The following is a 16,105-nucleotide window of genomic DNA, read 5'->3' as shown; positions in this document are numbered from 1 at the left end:
TATATTTGAAAGTTTAATATTAGCTTCGCATTTTTATGAGGGAAGTTGATGCTTCTGCTGTCCTGCCAATAACTATTAATACAGCACGCGGAGATGCACATGATTACGTTATCCAGTAAAACTTGTACCGGCTGGCTTGCAGGTTTGGTTATGATCTCCAGCAGCCTGATAGCTCAAGCCGAGGAGCCCGCGCCTATCCGTATTGGTTGGGTGAATTGGTCGGATACGGAGATCGCTGTAAAGCTGGCAGACACAGCGTTGCGAGATCACCTGAAGCAACCGGTTAAATTGGTTCTGGCCGATATTGGTATTCAGTTCCAGGCGCTGGCTAACGGTAATATCGACCTGATTCCTATGGTTTGGCTGCCAAGCACTCACAAGTCCTTTTATGACAAATACCGCGACAAGCTCGAAGACTTGGGGGTGCTTTATGAGGGGCGGATTGGCATGGCGGTACCCACTTCTATTCCTGTCAGTGAAATCGCCAGTGTCGAAGACCTTAACAAGCCAGAGGTAAGGGAAAAACTCGGCGGCAAGATTTTGACTTCCGAAGTGGGTAATGGTCAGTACAAACTTACCGAAAAGGCCATTAAAGAATATCGTCTTGATGGTTATAAGATGGTCGCTTCTTCAGAGTCTGGAATGTTGAGCGAGTTGGATCGTAATCTGAAACGTGACAAGTGGTCTTTGATTAACGCATGGAGCCCGCACTGGATGTTCTCCAAGTGGTCACTGCGATATTTGGATGATCCGAAGCAGATTTTCGGAGGCTCTGAGCAAATCCACGCGGTCGCACGCAAAGGTTTTAGCGCAGAACACCCCGATGTTGCTCGATTCTTCGCCAACTTCAAAATCCCTAAAGCTGACCTTGAGAAAATGATGGCTACTGCGCGTGATAGCTCGGCAGATAAGGTAGTTGCAGAATACTACTCAGCCAACAAGCCCCGCTTTGCAGCAATGTTTGACGGCACGACTGCTGCAACAACAGCGGGCCAGTGACGACAGACACTGTCTTGTCACTATTTTGCAGTTCGATGCCCTTTGCAGTGAGTGAAGAGGTATTGAGTGTTTATCTTTGGATCGGATTTTTATAAATGCCGGACACAGGCCACTGTATTGCCTTGCGGCGTTATATGATGAGTGGTTCTTGAACATTAGTTTGAGAAAAATAAACGAGCAGTAGCATGCGGGCACGCTGTTGAATCATGTGACTCAGTGAGATTAAAGAGGGCGTCGCCGTGCTTTCTAAATCTTCTGCCTAATTGACATTCTTGAAAGGAGAACATGCATGACAGAGTTATTTGATATTCGTCTGGCTAGCAAGCAAACAGCTTTCACTGAAATTCCAGTCATAGATATATCGTCGCTCATAAACGGCGAAAATCCACTGGAGGTGGCAAGCCAAATAGGTGACGCATGCGAAAAGGTGGGTTTTTTTTATATAAAAAATCATGGTATTGACCAGCAGTTAATAGATGAGATGTATGCGCTTACCAAAAGCTTTTTCAAGCTTCCTTTTGATGAGAAGAACAAGCTCAATGTCGTAAATTCCGGGCCCACGCTACGTGGTTATATACCGATGTACGCGGAAAACGTCGATCCTGCTAATACCCGCGATTTCAAAGAATGTTTTGATTGCGGAGCTCATTACGATGAGGTCTCTCCATTTTTTGGTCCTAATCAAATGCCGTCGGCACTGCCGCAATTTGAGAAGGTCGCCGAAGATTACCATTCCTCTGTATTGGCACTCGCGCGAATGCTTATTGGTGGGATCGCGCTGAGCTTGGGTCTACCACAAAATTACTTTGAACACCTTCAGCGTAAGCCCATCACGATTCAGCGGATTTTGCGTTACCCGCCCCAGATCGGAAGAATTTCCCAAGAGGAGATTGGTATTGGGGCGCACACGGACTATGGTTTCTTGACGGTCCTATCCCAAGATGCAGTTGGCGGTTTGCAAGTCAGGAACCGTGCAGGGGAGTGGGTTACTGCCCCTCCAGTTGAATGCACTTTTATCGTCAATATTGGTGATCTGGTTCAAACCCTCACCAATGATCGCTACACCTCGACAATGCATCGCGTCATAAATGCCAGCGGTCTAGAACGCTATTCAATACCTTTCTTTATTGATTTGGATTTCGATGCGGTGGTTGAACCTGTGCCAACCTGCGTGAGTGAGGCTCTACCCGCGAAGTATGAAGCGTACACGTGTGGCCAACACAAATTTAAGCGTTTCGTTGATAGCTATGCGCATTTGAAAGGCGAATAGGGGGGCAATGTGCGTCCTATACATGGCCAATCCCGCCGATGCGCAGAAATGGCGAGATGGCCTGTCAACGCTCGCTCCTCAACTAGAGTTCCGCCAATGGCCTGATATCGGTAACCCGGCAGAGGTGCACTACATCCTGGCTTGGGAGCCTCTTGCCAGCCTTGCGGAGCAGTTTGGTAATCTTCGGCTCCTCTACGCTGCGGGGGCTGGAGTTGATCAGTTCGATTTGGCCCGTTTGCCTGCTCACGTGTCGCTCATACGGCTGGTAGATAGCTCGATGGCGGACATCATGGCTGAGTATGTTCTGTTTGGTGTTCTTGCCTTGCATCGAGACATCCTCGCTTACCAAGAGGATCAGCGCAGGGGTCGCTGGCAACCTCGACCAATCGTGCACGCTTCACAGCGGCGTGTTGGTGTCATGGGGGTTGGTAATCTCGGACGCGCCGCGCTTGATCGCCTTCAGCCTGTGTCGAAAAGAGATCACAACCTCTGTTTTCGTTCCGGCGCTTCCTGCGGACGCTGATTCAAACCCCGTTCTTCACGGCTGCAGATAAAGGCAAGAGACCATTCGAAAAATTAGCCGCTGGTCGAAAAGCAATACTTCATCCAGGGTGTGGGCTGAGGTGTGGGCTCGACGATTTTTCCAAAAGCCAGAAACGACAAAGCCCTGAATAATCAGGGCTTTGTCGGTACAAATATGGCGGAGGCGATGGGATTCGAACTCATGGACCTGTTACAGTCGACGGTTTTCAAGACCGTTGCCTTAAACCACTCGGCCACACCTCCGTTTGCGTTGCGGGCGCCATAATACCTGAATGAAACACACTGTCAAACTCTCTGCATAGCTTGTTACAGAGCGTCTGTTATGATCTTTGCGACTGAACGTTTCAAACCAACAGGAGTGTCGCCATGCGCGAACAGGATTACGCAGTTAATAACAGCGTGCAGGCTGAGCAGCTAGAGGTTAGCCGCGTCCTGCGCAACACTTACGGCTTACTCGCTCTCACCCTCGCATTCAGCGGCGTGATGGCGTTTGTCGCTCAGCAGATGCGTGTCGGCTACCCGAACGTTTTCGTGGTGCTGATCGGTTTCTACGGCCTTTTCTTCCTCACCAACAAACTCCGTGATTCGGCCTGGGGCCTGGTGTCGGCATTTGCCCTGACCGGTTTCATGGGTTTCCTGCTCGGCCCGATCCTCAACCGTTACCTGGGTATGCAGGGCGGCGCCGAGGTGGTCAGTTCGGCCTTCGCGATGACTGCGCTGGTATTCGGCGGTCTGTCGGCCTACGTGCTGATTACCCGCAAGGACATGAGCTTCCTGGGTGGTTTCATCACCGCAGGCTTCTTCGTGCTGCTGGGTGCGACGCTGGCGAGCCTGTTCTTCCAGATCAGCGGTCTGCAACTGGCGATCAGCGCAGGTTTCGTGCTGTTCTCCTCGGTCTGCATTCTGTTCCAGACCAGCGCCATCATTCACGGCGGCGAGCGCAACTACATCATGGCGACCATCAGCCTGTATGTATCGATCTACAACCTGTTCATCAGCTTGTTGCAGATCTTCGGCATCATGAGCCGCGATGATTAATCGTCAGCCTTGAGGAAAAAACCCGCTTCGGCGGGTTTTTTCTTGCCTGGGATTTGAGTAAAGGGTCACGCCATCGGTGGCAAACGGCGTTTGACCGGGGTTTTCTTGACGATTGCAGTGTTGGTTTCGGCGTGGGTGTTGAGGCGGTCGAGCAGGGTGTCCAGTTGTTCCATCGAACGCACATGCAGGCGGGCGATGAAACAGTCGTCGCCGGTGACTTTGTCGCACTCGGTAAATTCGGGAATGGCCTGGATCTGCCGTTCCACTTCCTGCAACTGGCCCGGCAGCGGGCGAATGCGGACGATGGCTTGTAGTTGATAGCCAAAGCATTTGGGGTCGATCTCGACGGTGTACCCCTTGAGCACGCCACGCTCTTCGAGACGACGCAAACGCTCGGCGACGCTGGGCGAAGACAGGCCGCTGATTTGCGCCAGCGCCTTGAGCGAGCGGCGTGAGTCTTCCATCAATGCCGTGATCAGCACTTGGTCGATATCGTCGGTCATGGCGAAACCCCTATTAGGCAATTAACTCAAACCGCCTTGATAAAAAAGGCAGATTCCGAGTTTAGCCTGCTTTTTGCGCTGGAGAAGCCCCCCAGCGGATTGGCATACTTTGGGCTCAAACACAGGAGTCTGATGATGGACAAATCAATACGTCACGGGTCATTTGAAATGACCGCCGCCATGCTGATTTCCGGGACCATCGGCTGGTTCGTGCTGGTGTCCGGGCAACCGGTGTTGGACGTCGTGTTCTGGCGTTGCGTGTTCGGTGCCGGCACGTTGTTGCTGATCTGCGCGGCATTCGGCTTCCTGCGTCCCGGCATTCTGACCCGCACCACGTTCCTGCTGGCCGTGCTCAGCGGCGTGGCGATTGTCGGCAATTGGGTGCTGTTGTTTGCTTCTTACTCCCGCGCCTCGATTGCCATCGGTACCGCGGTATACAACGTTCAGCCGTTCATGCTGGTGGGGTTGGCCGCGTTGTTCCTCAACGAGAAAATTACCCTGCAGAAACTGTTCTGGCTGGGCATTTCGTTTCTCGGGATGCTGGCGATTGTCAGCGCACATGGCGGGCAGGGCGAAAGTGGTAATGATTACCTGATGGGTATCGCTCTGGCGCTGGGGGCGGCATTTCTTTACGCGATTGCTGCGTTGATCATCAAGCGCCTGACCGGCACACCGCCGCATCTGATCGCGTTGGTCCAGGTCACCACCGGCGTGCTGTTACTCGCGCCATTCGCGCACTTTTCGGCACTGCCGCAAGCGCCGAGCGCCTGGGCCAGCCTGGTAACCCTGGGCATTGTCCACACCGGCGTGATGTATGTGCTGCTCTACGGCGCGATCCAAAAACTGCCAACGGCACTGACCGGTGCGTTGTCCTTCATCTACCCGATTGCGGCGATTTTCGTTGACTGGTTTGCCTTCGGCCATCGCCTGGAGCCGCTGCAATGGATCGGTGTTGCCGCGATTCTGTTGGCCGCTGCCGGCATGCAACAGGGCTGGACCCTGAAGTTTCGTCGGACGGTGACGACGCAGTAAGCCGTAAAGAAACGTCAGATGTTCCAGCGCGGTGCCGTCTTGGCCAGGCGCTGGCGCATCTCGCCGATGTTGGCGGCTAATTGCCGGACCAATAACCGGTAGCCGTCCAGCGGATTGTAAACCGGCGCGGTCAGGCTTGAATCCGACGGCAATTCGACGGGCCGGTTGAGCCGCTGGGACGCACCGGATTTCAGCGCCCGGGCCATACCGATCAGTTGCACCCGAATCAGTCGATGCTCGGCTTTCAAGGACGATTGCAGATGGGCCATGGCATCGGGGTCACTGGCGTCAGGTCGGGTGTTGCCGAGAATTTCCAGGGTGCTGACACACATCCGCAAGTGGCGCTGAATGGCATCGAGTTCGGTCATGGAGATCCGTACTTCCTTGGACACCGACGGCATCAACGAGCGCAGTTGCACCATCACCGTGTTCAGGCTCCCCACGAGTTTATGGTGTTCGTCATCGGTGACCGATTGGCCATTGATGATGCGTCCGTAGATCGTCGCGCAGTCGCGCAAGGCATCGGCCAGGTTGTAGCGCCAGGAATAAACCGCGTAGAGCGGCAAGGCGAAAGAAAATGCCAGGGCCAGGGCGATGCCGATCAGGATGTCCACCCCACGCCACAACCCGTCGGTGATCGGATTGTCGCCATGCCCCGCGACGATAAACACGGTTATCGCCGAGAGTAACGCGGTGTAACCGCCCTTGCCGATGGCGTGGTACGAGAAGAACCCACAGACCACGGCCATCGCGAAATAGGTCAGCCACGGCATCCCGAGCCACGCCTGTTGCGCCACCAGCAGCAAGCCGACGCCAGCACCGATCAAGGTGCCGATGGCGCGTTCGGCGGCTTTTTTGCCGATGTTGCCGTGATGCTGCAAGCCGCCGATCACCACCAGCATCGTCACCGACGCCCACTCACCGTGGGGCAGATGGATGCCGGTGGTCAGCAGGATCGTTGCCAGCAACCCCAGCGACACGCGCACCGCGTGGATCACCCTGGCGTGGCGATAGCGCCGATACGGGTCCAGCAACGGACGCAGCAGTCGGCGCAGTAGCAGTGGCAGTCGGCTGTCTCTGAATGTGCTCAGGCTCGGTCTCCTCAGAAGATGTAATCGGTGGTCAGGAAACTCGAACTGCGTCCGCTGATGATTTCGCTGATGAGTTCTTTGTTGGTTTCCTGGAACTTGGTCGCCACCAGGGTGCGAATCGAAAACACCCGCAACGCATCATGCACCGACAGCGTGCCTTCGGCGGAGTTCTTGCGGCCGTTGAACGGGAAGGTGTCCGGGCCGCGCTGGCACTGGGCGTTGAGGTTGATCCGGCCGACCTGGTTGGCGAAGGTGTCGACCAGCCGGCCGACCGCCACCGGGTTGGTGCCGAAAATACTCAGCTGCTGGCCGAAGTCCGATTCCAGAACGTAATCGATCACTGTGTCCAGATGCCGGTAAGGCACGATTGGCACGACCGGGCCGAACTGTTCTTCCTGATAGACGCGCATCTGTGGCGTCACCGGGTACAGCACGGCGGGGTAGAAGAACGAAGCGCGGGCTTCACCGCCGTTGGGGTTGACCACGGTGGCGCCTTTGCCGACGGCATCCGCCACCAGCGAATGCAGGTAATCGACCTTGCTCGCTTCCGGCAACGGCGTCAGTGCCACGCCGCTGTCCCACGGCATGCCGGGTTTGAGGCTGGCAAGTTTGGCGTTGAATTTCTCGATGAAAGAGTCGACCACGTCTTCATGGACGAAGAGGATTTTCAACGCGGTGCAGCGCTGACCATTGAATGACAGAGAGCCGGTGAGCGCTTCGCTGACTGCGTTATCCAGATCCACCTCGGGCAGCACGATGCCGGGGTTTTTCGCGTCCAGGCCCAACGCCGCACGCAAGCGGTGCGGTTTTGGATGGAGTTTTTTCAGGTCGCTGGCGGCTTTGTTGGTGCCGATAAACGCGAAGATGTCGATCTTGCCGCTGGCCATCAGCGCGCTGACGGTCTCGCGGCCGCTGCCGTAGATCACGTTGATCACCCCGGCCGGGAAGCTGTCGCGGAACGCTTCCAGCAACGGACGAATCAGCAGTACGCCGAGCTTGGCCGGTTTGAACACCACGGTGTTGCCCATGATCAGCGCCGGAATCAGCGTGGTGAAGGTTTCGTTCAGCGGGTAGTTGTAAGGCCCCATGCACAACGCCACACCCAGCGGGACGCGGCGGATCTGGCCAAGGGTGTCCTGTTCCAGTTCGAAGCGGCTGGAGCGACGGTCGAGTTCCTTGAGCGCATTGATCGTGTCGACGATGTAATCGCAGGTGCGGTCGAACTCTTTCTCCGAGTCCTTGAGGTTCTTGCCGATTTCCCACATCAGCAACTTGACCACGGCCTCGCGCTGTTCGCGCATGCGTCCGAGAAAGGTTTCGACGTGCTGGATGCGTTCGGCCACACGCATTGTCGGCCACAGACCCTGGCCCCGGTCATAGGCGCGGACGGCGGCGTCGAGGGCGGTCAATGCGGTGTCGGCATCGAGCAGTGGCGTGCTGCCGAGGATCACTTGTTCATCGCCATTTTCACCCGTCAGGTACACCGGGCTGCGGACTTGGGCGAGGGGCCCGGACCAGGTTTTCAGCTCGCCGTCGACCAGGTATTCACGCTGCTCGGTCTGGCCATCGAGGCGATATTTTTCCGGGATGTCGCTGGCGTCGGGAAACAGGTTGCCAAGGATGTGTGCTGTGGTCATGTCGCTACCCCGTCTGGATTGGGTGATGCAATTGATGAATCGTTTTAGCAGACCTCGGACTCGCTTGTCATGGCTCATCTTAGGATTCTTTTGGCTTGACGTTGCGGATCGTCGTAGCGGCTATAAGGTTACGGGGCTGCGACCTTTTGCCCTGAAAACACACAAGTGCCGATCCTGCGGTTAAACTTCGCGCTCTTTCTGAAGGAGTTCATATGAGTTACTACCAGCCGGGCATTCTCGCCACCCCAGTTCCGCCTCAAGCTCGTCATATGTTCTTCGCACTCGAATCCGCCGCTGCCTTGCCGGCCGCGCTGGAGAATCTCAAGGGACTGGTGGACGGGAAGTCGGCCGTGGTCGGTTTCGGTGAGTCCCTGGTCAAGGCGCTCAAGGGGCAAATCGATGGCCTGCGCACCTTTCCAGCGTTGACCGGTGTCGGCGTCGATAACCCGTCGACCCAGCACGCGCTCTGGTGCTGGCTGCACGGTGTCGACCGTGGCGAATTGCTCAACCGCAGCAATGCCATCGAAGCCGCGCTGGCCCCGGCCCTGCGCCTGGTGCAGATGAACGAAACCTTCCGCCACCTCTCCGGCCACGATCTGACCGGTTACGAAGACGGCACCGAAAACCCTCACGACGAAGCCGCCGTTGCTGCTGCGCTGGTGAGTGACGGCGCTGACGGAATGGTCGGCGGCAGTTTCGCCGCGATCCAGCAGTGGCAGCATGATCTGAAAGGCTTTCACGCGATGCCGTCCCATGAGAAGGACAACATCATGGGCCGTCGTTTGAGCGACAACGAAGAACTCGACGACGCGCCGATCTCCGCTCACGTCAAACGCACCGCCCAGGAGAGCTTCGCCCCCGAGGCTTTCGTGGTGCGCCGCTCCATGCCTTGGATCGAAGGCGATCGCGCCGGCCTGATGTTCCTGGCCTTCGGTTTCTCCCTCGACGCTTTCGAAGCCCAACTGCGCCGCATGAGCGGTCTGGAAGACGGCGTCACCGACGGTTTGTACCGCATCAGCCGGCCGATCACCGGCGGCTATTACTGGTGCCCGCCGCTCAAGGACGGTCATCTGGACCTGCGCGCACTGCGCGTCGGCTAAACATCAGGGAGTGACTATGAACGTGGTGCGCTGGGGCATGATCGGGTGTGGCAGCGTCGCTGAACGCAAGAGCGGGCCGGCCTTCTACAAGGCGCCCGGCTCGGCGCTGGTGGCGGTGATGGGCCGGCGTCTGGAAGCGGTGACGGATTACGCGGCGCGCCACGGCATCGCTCGGGTCTACACCGACGTGGAAGCGTTGATCAATGATCCCGAGGTCGACGCGGTGTACATCGCCACGCCACCTGACAGTCATCACGCTTACGCCTTGAGGGTGGCCGCCGCCGGCAAACATTGCTGCGTCGAAAAACCCATGTCGTTGAATGCCGGGCAAAGTCATGAGATGCAAAAGGTCTTTGCCGACGCCGGGTTGCACCTGTTTGTTTCCTACTACCGACGTTCGCTGCCGCGCTTCCAGCAAGTGCGGCAATGGCTGGAGGAAAGGCGGATCGGCGAGGTCCGGCACCTGACCTGGACCCTGACCAAAGCGCCATCTCCGACCGATCTTGGCGGTACAGATAACTGGCGCACCGCCCCGGCTATTGCTGGCGGTGGTTATTTCGCCGACCTGGCCAGCCATGGCTTCGACCTGTTCCAGTACCTGCAGGGTGACATCGTCGAAGTCGCCGGGTTTACCGCGCACCAGGCCGGTTTATATGCCGCCGAGGATGCCGTCAGCGCCAGTTGGCGGTTCGCTTCGGGCGCCTTGGGCATGGGTTGCTGGAATTTCGTTGCGGACCGTCGAGAGGATCGTGTCGTGCTGATCGGCAGCAAAGGCCGGATCAGCTTTTCCGTATTCGATGAACATCCGGTTCAGCTTGAAGCCGATGAAACCCTCAGCCTGCACATTGATAATCACGACCACATTCAATGGCATCACGTACTGGGTATGAACGCGCACATTCGGGGAGAAGCGCAGCATCCAGCGGTTGCCGAACAGGCGCTGAAAACCGATTGGGTGATGGACCAGATCCTCAAGCGCGGTTGATAAAAGATCAAAAGATCGCAGCCTCGTTTCACTCGTCAGCTAGTCCTTGCCAGAAAAAAGCCAAAAGAGTACAAATGTACTCCATGACGACTTTAACTCCCCGCCGTACCGCCATCCTGACCTTTATCCGCGATCGAATCGCCGAGCAGGGCCAGTCCCCGAGCCTCGCTGAAATCAGCGAGGCGTTCGGTTTCGCCTCCCGCAGCGTGGCGCGCAAGCATGTGCTGGCGCTGACCGAGGCCGGTTTTATCGAGGTCAATGCGCATCAGGCCCGGGGCATTCGTTTGCTCGGGCAACCGGCGCGGCCCGAATTGCTGGACATTCCGGTACTCGGTCGGGTGGCGGCGGGGGCGCCGATCGGTGCCGATGCCGAGGTTCACAGCCGCTTGCTGCTCGACCCGTCGATCTTCTCGCGGGTGCCGGATTACATGCTGCGGGTCCAGGGTGACTCGATGATCGAGGACGGCATTCTCGACGGCGACCTGGTGGGCGTGCACCGCAATCCCGAGGCGGTCAACGGCCAGATCGTCGTTGCGCGACTCGACGGGGAAGTCACCATCAAACGTTTCGAGCGGGTCGGGGAGAGTGTCCGATTGCTGCCACGCAATCCGGCCTACCAGCCGATCATCGTCGAAGCCAGTCAGGACCTGGCCATCGAAGGGGTGTTCTGCGGTCTGGTGAGGCAAGGGTGATGGGCGCCGTCGTTGCGCTGGATACGCTGTTCAATGGCGGCCAGGTCTGGAAGGGCCGGCCTGCGCCACCGGCTGTCAGCCCGCAACCCACCGGGCATGCCGCGCTGGATGCGGCGTTGCCCACCGGTGGCTGGCCGGAAGCGGCGCTGACCGAAATCCTTTTGGCCGGGCAGGGTGTTGGCGAGTTGCAACTGGTGTGGCCAGCGCTGGCGCGGTTGTCCGCCGCGGGCGAGCGCATCGTGCTGGTGGCGCCGCCTTACGTGCCCTATCCCCAGGCCTGGCAGAACGCCGGAGTCGATCTGCGTCAATTGTCGATCATCCAGGCCAGCGAGCGCGATGCCTTGTGGGCAGCGGAACAATGCCTGCGTTCGGGCAGTTGCGGCGCAGTGCTGTGCTGGCCGCACAAGGCCGATGACCGGGCGTTGCGGCGTTTGCAGGTGGCGGCGGAAACCGGCTCGACCCTGGCGTTTGCCTACCGCTCGATCAATGAGGCGATCAACCCTTCGCCCGCGGCACTGCGCATCGCCATCGATGCCAGGCCTGCGCAATTGCGCGTGCTCAAGTGCCGGGGCGGGTTGGCGCGTTCGGCGCCGATTGCCTTCCCCGTGGGACATTGAGGTTGCCATGCGCTGGGTGTGCATTCTCTTCCCGCAATTGGCGCTGGACGCGGTACTGCGTCAGCGCGCCGATCCCGATGAGCCGCTGGCGCTGCTGACCGGCCCGGCCCAGCGTCGGGTATTGCAAGCGGTCAACGCTTCGGCCCGGGCGCTGGGCTTGCGTCCGGGCCAGTCGATGACCGCCGCCCAAGCCTTGAGCAAAGGTTTTGTCACGGCTGAATACGACGCTGCCGAGATCGAGCACTGGCAGCAGTTTCTGGCCGCCTGGGCTTATCGATTCAGTTCACAAGTCAGCGTGCATTACCCGCGTGCGGTGGTGTTTGAAATCGAGTCCAGCCTGGGGTTGTTCGGCGCCTGGCCACAATTCGAGGCGCGGTTACGGGCCGAGCTCGGCGAGTTGGGGTTTCGCCATCGGATTGTTGCCGCGCCCAACCCGGTGGCGGCACGGGTGCTGGCCAACGCTTATGACGGTCTGGTGGTGCCCGACGATCAAGCCTTGCAACATCACCTAGGGCAGTTGCCCATCGACCGGATCGGGCTGGAAACCAGCGTTGCCAGCGCATTGTCGCGCATGGGGTTGCGCACCTTGAGCCAGGTTCAGGCGTTGCCTCGCCATAGTCTGGCCCGGCGTTTCGAGGCCCAGGTGCTCAAGCATCTGGACGCCTTGCTCGGGTTACGGCGGCTGGCGCTGGCGTTCTACTTGCCGCCGGACCGGTTCGATGTGCGCATCGAGCTCAACTTCGACGTGCAGTCCCATCAGGCGCTGCTGTTTCCGTTACGCCGGTTGACCGGTGACCTGTCGGCGTTTCTTTGCGGTCGGGACAGCGGCGTGCAGCGTTTCGACCTGCACCTGGAGCACGCCGGCTTGCCGGACACCGTCATCAAGGTCGGCCTGCTCAGCGCCGAACGTGATCCGGCGATGCTCTTTGAACTGGCCCGGGGCCGGTTGGAGCAAGTCCAGGTCGAGGCCCCGGTGCGCGGTTTTCGCCTGCGCGCCGAAGACTTGCCGGCCTTCGTTCCCCAGTATCAGGAACTGTTCGACGACCGCCCGCAGCAGTCCTTGCCCTGGGAGCAACTGCGCGAACGCTTGCGTGCGCGGTTGGGGGATGACGCGGTGCAGGGCTTGCGGTTCCAGGCCGATCACCGGCCGGAATGCGCGTGGCAGGCCAGTGTCGACAGTCAGCGCTGTGCAGGGCTGCCTGCGGTGCAACGTCCGGGCTGGCTGCTGACTGAACCGCTGGCGGTGCACGAAGGTTCGGCGCGCATCCTGATGGGGCCGGAACGCATCGAGTCCGGTTGGTGGGACGGCGCCGATGTGCGCCGCGATTACTTCCTGATCGAAACCCGTTCCGGCCAGCAGGGCTGGGCCTATCGTGCGGTCGGTGAGGACGGCCCGTTGTGGCTGCAGGGCTGGTTCGCATGAGTGTCGACTATGCCGAGCTGCATTGCCTGTCGAACTTCAGTTTCCAGCGCGGTGCTTCCAGTGCCCTCGAACTCTTTGAGCGGGCGAAAAAGCAGGGCTATCAGGCCTTGGCGATCACCGATGAATGCACGCTGGCCGGTATCGTCCGCGCCTGGCAAGCGGCCAAAGCCGTGGAGCTGCCGCTGATTATCGGCAGCGAAGTGCGCATCGAGAACGGTCCGAAACTGGTGTTGCTGGTGGAAAACCTCGAGGGTTACCAGACCCTGTGCCGACTGATTACCCGAGCGCGGCGCCGCACGCAGAAAGGCCAGTATCAAGTCCTGCGCGAGGACTTCAGTGAACCCTTGCCGGGGCTGTTGGCGTTGTGGGTGCCGGACGCGGTCGATGACGTCGAACAGGGCCACTGGCTGAAACAGACCTTCGTCGATTGCCTGTGGCTGGCCGTCCAGCTGCATCGCGGCCAGGACGATACCCGACGGCTGGCTGTGCTGCTGACCCTGGCGGGCGAACTGCGAATTCCGGCAGTGGCCAGCGGTGATGTGCACATGCACGCTCGTGGGCGACGCGCCTTGCAGGACACCATGACTGCGATCCGTCATCACGTGCCGGTGGCGGAGGCCGGGTTGCGTCTTCATCCCAATGGCGAGCGGCATGTGCGCAGTCTCGAGGCGCTGCAATCGATCTACCCGCAAACACTGCTCGACGAAACGCTGAACATCGCCCGGCGCTGCACCTTCGACCTCGGTCAGTTGCGTTATCAATATCCCCGGGAGCTGGTCCCTGAAGGCCAGACAGCCACATCCTGGCTGCGTCATTTGACCGAAGAGGGCATCGCGTGGCGCTGGCCAAAAGGCCCGCAAGCCCAGGTGCTGACGCAGATCGACAAGGAACTGGAACTGATCGCCGAGCTGGGCTACGAAAGCTATTTCCTGACGGTTCACGACATTGTGCGATTCGCCCGTGAGCAAAAAATCCTGTGTCAGGGCCGTGGTTCGGCGGCCAACTCGGCGGTGTGCTTTGCCTTGGGCATCACGGAAATCGATCCGGACCGCACCACGTTGTTGTTCGAGCGCTTTCTCTCCAAAGAGCGCAACGAACCGCCGGACATCGACGTCGATTTCGAACACGAACGCCGCGAAGAAGTCCTGCAGTACGTGTTCCAGCGTTATGGCCGGAGCCGCGCGGCGCTGACGGCGGTAGTCAGCACGTATCACGCGGCCGGCGCGGTGCGTGATGTGGCCAAGGCCTTGGGTTTGCCGCCGGATCAGATCAACGCCCTGGCCGATTGCTGTGGCCACTGGAGTGATGAAACACCGCCCGTGGAACGCCTGCTTGAAGGCGGGTTCGATCCCGAGAGCCCGGTGCTGCGCCGGGTGCTGAGTCTGACGGGGCAACTGATCGGTTTCCCCCGACACCTGTCCCAGCACCCCGGTGGTTTCGTGATTTCCGAGCAGCCTCTGGACAGCCTGGTCCCGGTGGAAAACGCCGCCATGGCCGAGCGCACCATCATCCAGTGGGACAAGGACGACCTCGATGCCGTCGGGCTGCTCAAGGTCGATATCCTGGCGTTGGGCATGCTCAGTGCGATCCGCCGCTGTTTCGATCTGTTGCGCCGTCATCGCCATCGGGACCTGAGCCTGGCGACGATCCCGGCCGAAGACTCGCAGACCTACGACATGATCGGTCGTGCCGACACCATCGGCGTGTTCCAGATCGAGTCCCGGGCGCAGATGTCGATGCTGCCGAGGCTCAAACCCCGGACCTTCTATGACCTGGTGATCGAGGTGGCGATTGTCCGTCCGGGGCCGATTCAGGGCGGGATGGTGCATCCGTACCTGCGACGCCGAAACAAGGAAGAACCCGAGGTCTATCCGTCCCCGGCACTGGAAACCGTGCTCAAGCGTACGTTGGGCGTGCCGCTGTTCCAGGAGCAGGTGATGCAGATTGCCATCGTCGCCGCCGACTACAGCCCCGGCGAGGCCGATCAGTTGCGCCGCTCCATGGCCGCCTGGAAACGCCACGGCGGGCTGGAGCCGCACAAGGATCGCCTGGCCGCCGGGATGAAGAAAAACGGCTACACGGCCGAGTTTGCCGCGCAAATCTTCGAGCAGATCAAAGGCTTCGGCAGTTATGGTTTTCCCGAGTCCCACGCGGCCAGTTTCGCCTTGTTGACCTACGCCAGTTGCTGGTTGAAATGCCACGAGCCGGCGGCCTTCGCCTGTGCGCTGATCAACAGCTGGCCCATGGGTTTCTACAGCCCGGACCAGATTCTGCAGGACGCGCGCCGGCATCATTTGCAGATTCGCCCGGTGGACGTGCGCGCCAGTGACTGGGATTGCAGCCTCGAACCGATCACCGGTGCCCAGCCGGCGATTCGCATGGGGTTGCGGATGATCAAAGGCTTTCGCGAGGACGATGCCCGACGCATCGAAGCCGCACGGTCGAAGGGGGCGTTTATCGACATTGCCGACCTCGGCGAACGGGCGCGACTCGACGCCCGCGCCCAGGAGCAACTGGCCGATGCCGGTGCGCTGCGTGGCTTGGCGGGTGACCGTCATCGGGCGCGCTGGGACGTGGCGGGAGTGCAGAAACAGCTCGGCTTGTTTGCCGGTCTGCCGAGTCAGGAGGAGGGCGCGGTGTCGTTGCCAAAACCCACCGTCGGCGAGGACCTGCTGGCCGATTACAACAGTGTCGGCACCACGCTCGGGCCGCATCCGCTGGCTCTATTGCGGGGTGAATTGAAAGCCCGGCGCTGCCGCAGTTCGAAGGAACTGATGGAGGTCGAGCATGGACGACCGGTCAGCGTCGCCGGGCTGGTGACCGGCCGACAACGCCCGGGCACCGCCAGTGGTGTGACCTTTGTCACCCTTGAAGATGAGTTCGGCAACGTCAACGTCATTGTCTGGCGCGACCTGGCCGACCGGCAGCGCCAGGTGTTGGTGGGCTCGCAATTGCTCAAGGTCGACGGGCGCTGGGAAAAGGAAGGCGAAGTCCGGCATTTGATTGCCGGACGGTTGAGCGACCTGAGCCCATTGCTCGACGGCATCAGCGTACGCAGCCGGGATTTCCGTTGACCTCGAAACTTATGGCTGTCACAGATCTCATGTGGGAGCGGGCTTGCTCGCGAAAGCGGTTCATCATTCAACTTTATGTTGCCTGATACACCGCTTTCGCG

Annotated in this window: 14 protein-coding genes and 1 tRNA gene; 11 read left to right on the top strand and 4 right to left on the bottom strand. The window is 59.4% G+C overall.

Annotation, left to right across the window (positions count from 1 at the left end; translation table 11 throughout):
* Positions 1 to 99 precede the first annotated feature (99 nt).
* The 3 genes from KGB03_RS11360 (at position 100) to KGB03_RS11350 (ending at position 2,792) form a co-directional block, all read left to right on the top strand.
* Positions 100 to 999 carry a glycine betaine ABC transporter substrate-binding protein gene (locus KGB03_RS11360; RefSeq protein ID WP_192407908.1) on the top strand — a complete coding sequence of 300 codons (900 nt, stop codon included), beginning with the start codon at positions 100 to 102 and terminating at the stop codon, positions 997 to 999.
* A 289-nt stretch (positions 1,000 to 1,288) separates the two neighbouring features.
* Positions 1,289 to 2,269 carry an isopenicillin N synthase family dioxygenase gene (locus KGB03_RS11355; protein ID WP_223527098.1) on the top strand — a complete coding sequence of 327 codons (981 nt, stop codon included), beginning with the start codon at positions 1,289 to 1,291 and terminating at the stop codon, positions 2,267 to 2,269.
* Between the two features lie 22 nt (positions 2,270 to 2,291).
* Positions 2,292 to 2,792: an NAD(P)-dependent oxidoreductase gene (locus KGB03_RS11350; protein WP_223527097.1), complete on the top strand. Its 501-nt coding sequence runs from the start codon at positions 2,292 to 2,294 to the stop codon at positions 2,790 to 2,792.
* 175 nt (positions 2,793 to 2,967) lie between these two features.
* On the opposite strand, the gene KGB03_RS11345 is transcribed toward KGB03_RS11350, so the two are convergent.
* Positions 2,968 to 3,055, bottom strand: a tRNA-Ser gene (locus tag KGB03_RS11345).
* A gap of 123 nt (positions 3,056 to 3,178) precedes the next feature.
* Here KGB03_RS11345 and KGB03_RS11340 point away from each other — a divergent pair.
* On the top strand, positions 3,179 to 3,850 hold the full coding sequence (locus KGB03_RS11340) for a Bax inhibitor-1/YccA family protein (RefSeq protein WP_046048530.1): 672 nt from the start codon (positions 3,179 to 3,181) through the stop codon (positions 3,848 to 3,850).
* Between the two features lie 65 nt (positions 3,851 to 3,915).
* On the opposite strand, the gene KGB03_RS11335 is transcribed toward KGB03_RS11340, so the two are convergent.
* Entirely contained in the window at positions 3,916 to 4,353 is a 438-nt protein-coding gene (locus KGB03_RS11335) for an Lrp/AsnC family transcriptional regulator (protein ID WP_008155029.1), read from the bottom strand.
* Positions 4,354 to 4,488: 135 nt separating this feature from the next.
* Here KGB03_RS11335 and KGB03_RS11330 point away from each other — a divergent pair, with 135 nt between their 5' ends.
* Complete coding sequence (locus tag KGB03_RS11330; protein WP_218537167.1) at positions 4,489 to 5,385, top strand: DMT family transporter; 897 nt, start codon at positions 4,489 to 4,491, stop codon at positions 5,383 to 5,385.
* Positions 5,386 to 5,399: 14 nt separating this feature from the next.
* Here KGB03_RS11330 and KGB03_RS11325 read toward each other — a convergent pair whose 3' ends face one another.
* Both KGB03_RS11325 and KGB03_RS11320 read right to left on the bottom strand, forming a co-directional pair.
* A complete protein-coding gene (locus KGB03_RS11325) occupies positions 5,400 to 6,419 on the bottom strand; it encodes an FUSC family protein (RefSeq protein WP_223527096.1) in 1,020 nt (339 codons plus the stop codon).
* A gap of 68 nt (positions 6,420 to 6,487) precedes the next feature.
* On the bottom strand, positions 6,488 to 8,113 hold the full coding sequence (locus tag KGB03_RS11320) for an NADP-dependent glyceraldehyde-3-phosphate dehydrogenase (protein WP_192407916.1): 1,626 nt from the start codon (positions 8,111 to 8,113) through the stop codon (positions 6,488 to 6,490).
* Positions 8,114 to 8,325: 212 nt separating this feature from the next.
* On the opposite strand from KGB03_RS11320, the gene KGB03_RS11315 reads away from it, so the two are divergent.
* The 6 genes from KGB03_RS11315 to KGB03_RS11290 all read left to right on the top strand — a co-directional run bounded on the left by KGB03_RS11315 (position 8,326) and on the right by KGB03_RS11290 (position 16,004).
* Positions 8,326 to 9,213 carry a Dyp-type peroxidase gene (locus KGB03_RS11315; RefSeq protein WP_223527095.1) on the top strand — a complete coding sequence of 296 codons (888 nt, stop codon included), beginning with the start codon at positions 8,326 to 8,328 and terminating at the stop codon, positions 9,211 to 9,213.
* 16 nt (positions 9,214 to 9,229) lie between these two features.
* Positions 9,230 to 10,198, top strand: coding sequence for a Gfo/Idh/MocA family protein (locus KGB03_RS11310; RefSeq protein WP_223527094.1), 969 nt, complete (start codon positions 9,230 to 9,232; stop codon positions 10,196 to 10,198).
* A 74-nt stretch (positions 10,199 to 10,272) separates the two neighbouring features.
* A complete protein-coding gene (gene lexA / locus KGB03_RS11305) occupies positions 10,273 to 10,890 on the top strand; it encodes a transcriptional repressor LexA (RefSeq protein WP_111449853.1) in 618 nt (205 codons plus the stop codon).
* Positions 10,890 to 11,507 carry a translesion DNA synthesis-associated protein ImuA gene (imuA, locus tag KGB03_RS11300; RefSeq protein ID WP_033061610.1) on the top strand — a complete coding sequence of 206 codons (618 nt, stop codon included), beginning with the start codon at positions 10,890 to 10,892 and terminating at the stop codon, positions 11,505 to 11,507. The genes lexA and imuA overlap by 1 nt, the downstream gene beginning before the upstream one ends.
* 7 nt (positions 11,508 to 11,514) lie before the next feature.
* Positions 11,515 to 12,930, top strand: coding sequence for a Y-family DNA polymerase (locus tag KGB03_RS11295; protein ID WP_218537164.1), 1,416 nt, complete (start codon positions 11,515 to 11,517; stop codon positions 12,928 to 12,930).
* Positions 12,906 to 16,004, top strand: a complete 3,099-nt coding sequence (locus KGB03_RS11290) for an error-prone DNA polymerase (RefSeq protein WP_223527093.1) — start codon at positions 12,906 to 12,908, stop codon at positions 16,002 to 16,004. The genes KGB03_RS11295 and KGB03_RS11290 overlap by 25 nt, the downstream gene beginning before the upstream one ends.
* Positions 16,005 to 16,105: the final 101 nt, after the last annotated feature.

It is taken from the genome of Pseudomonas sp. BF-B-26 (assembly GCF_019956495.1).
In the GTDB taxonomy this organism is placed as follows: domain Bacteria; phylum Pseudomonadota; class Gammaproteobacteria; order Pseudomonadales; family Pseudomonadaceae; genus Aquipseudomonas.
The sequence above is the reverse complement of the archived record's forward strand: the minus strand, read 5'-3'. Positions and strand labels throughout refer to the sequence as shown.

What these genes read in the sequence shown, in the direction of transcription:
- KGB03_RS11360 (WP_192407908.1), top strand. Translation starts at nt 100, where the DNA reads ATGATTACGTTATCCAGTAAAACTTGTACCGGCTGGCTTGCAGGTTTG.
- KGB03_RS11355 (WP_223527098.1), top strand. Translation starts at nt 1,289, where the DNA reads ATGACAGAGTTATTTGATATTCGTCTGGCTAGCAAGCAAACAGCTTTC.
- KGB03_RS11350 (WP_223527097.1), top strand. Translation starts at nt 2,292, where the DNA reads ATGGCCAATCCCGCCGATGCGCAGAAATGGCGAGATGGCCTGTCAACG.
- KGB03_RS11340 (WP_046048530.1), top strand. Translation starts at nt 3,179, where the DNA reads ATGCGCGAACAGGATTACGCAGTTAATAACAGCGTGCAGGCTGAGCAG.
- KGB03_RS11335 (WP_008155029.1), bottom strand. Translation starts at nt 4,353, where the DNA reads ATGACCGACGATATCGACCAAGTGCTGATCACGGCATTGATGGAAGAC.
- KGB03_RS11330 (WP_218537167.1), top strand. Translation starts at nt 4,489, where the DNA reads ATGGACAAATCAATACGTCACGGGTCATTTGAAATGACCGCCGCCATG.
- KGB03_RS11320 (WP_192407916.1), bottom strand. Translation starts at nt 8,113, where the DNA reads ATGACCACAGCACACATCCTTGGCAACCTGTTTCCCGACGCCAGCGAC.
- KGB03_RS11315 (WP_223527095.1), top strand. Translation starts at nt 8,326, where the DNA reads ATGAGTTACTACCAGCCGGGCATTCTCGCCACCCCAGTTCCGCCTCAA.
- KGB03_RS11310 (WP_223527094.1), top strand. Translation starts at nt 9,230, where the DNA reads ATGAACGTGGTGCGCTGGGGCATGATCGGGTGTGGCAGCGTCGCTGAA.
- lexA (WP_111449853.1), top strand. Translation starts at nt 10,273, where the DNA reads ATGTACTCCATGACGACTTTAACTCCCCGCCGTACCGCCATCCTGACC.
- imuA (WP_033061610.1), top strand. Translation starts at nt 10,890, where the DNA reads ATGGGCGCCGTCGTTGCGCTGGATACGCTGTTCAATGGCGGCCAGGTC.
- KGB03_RS11295 (WP_218537164.1), top strand. Translation starts at nt 11,515, where the DNA reads ATGCGCTGGGTGTGCATTCTCTTCCCGCAATTGGCGCTGGACGCGGTA.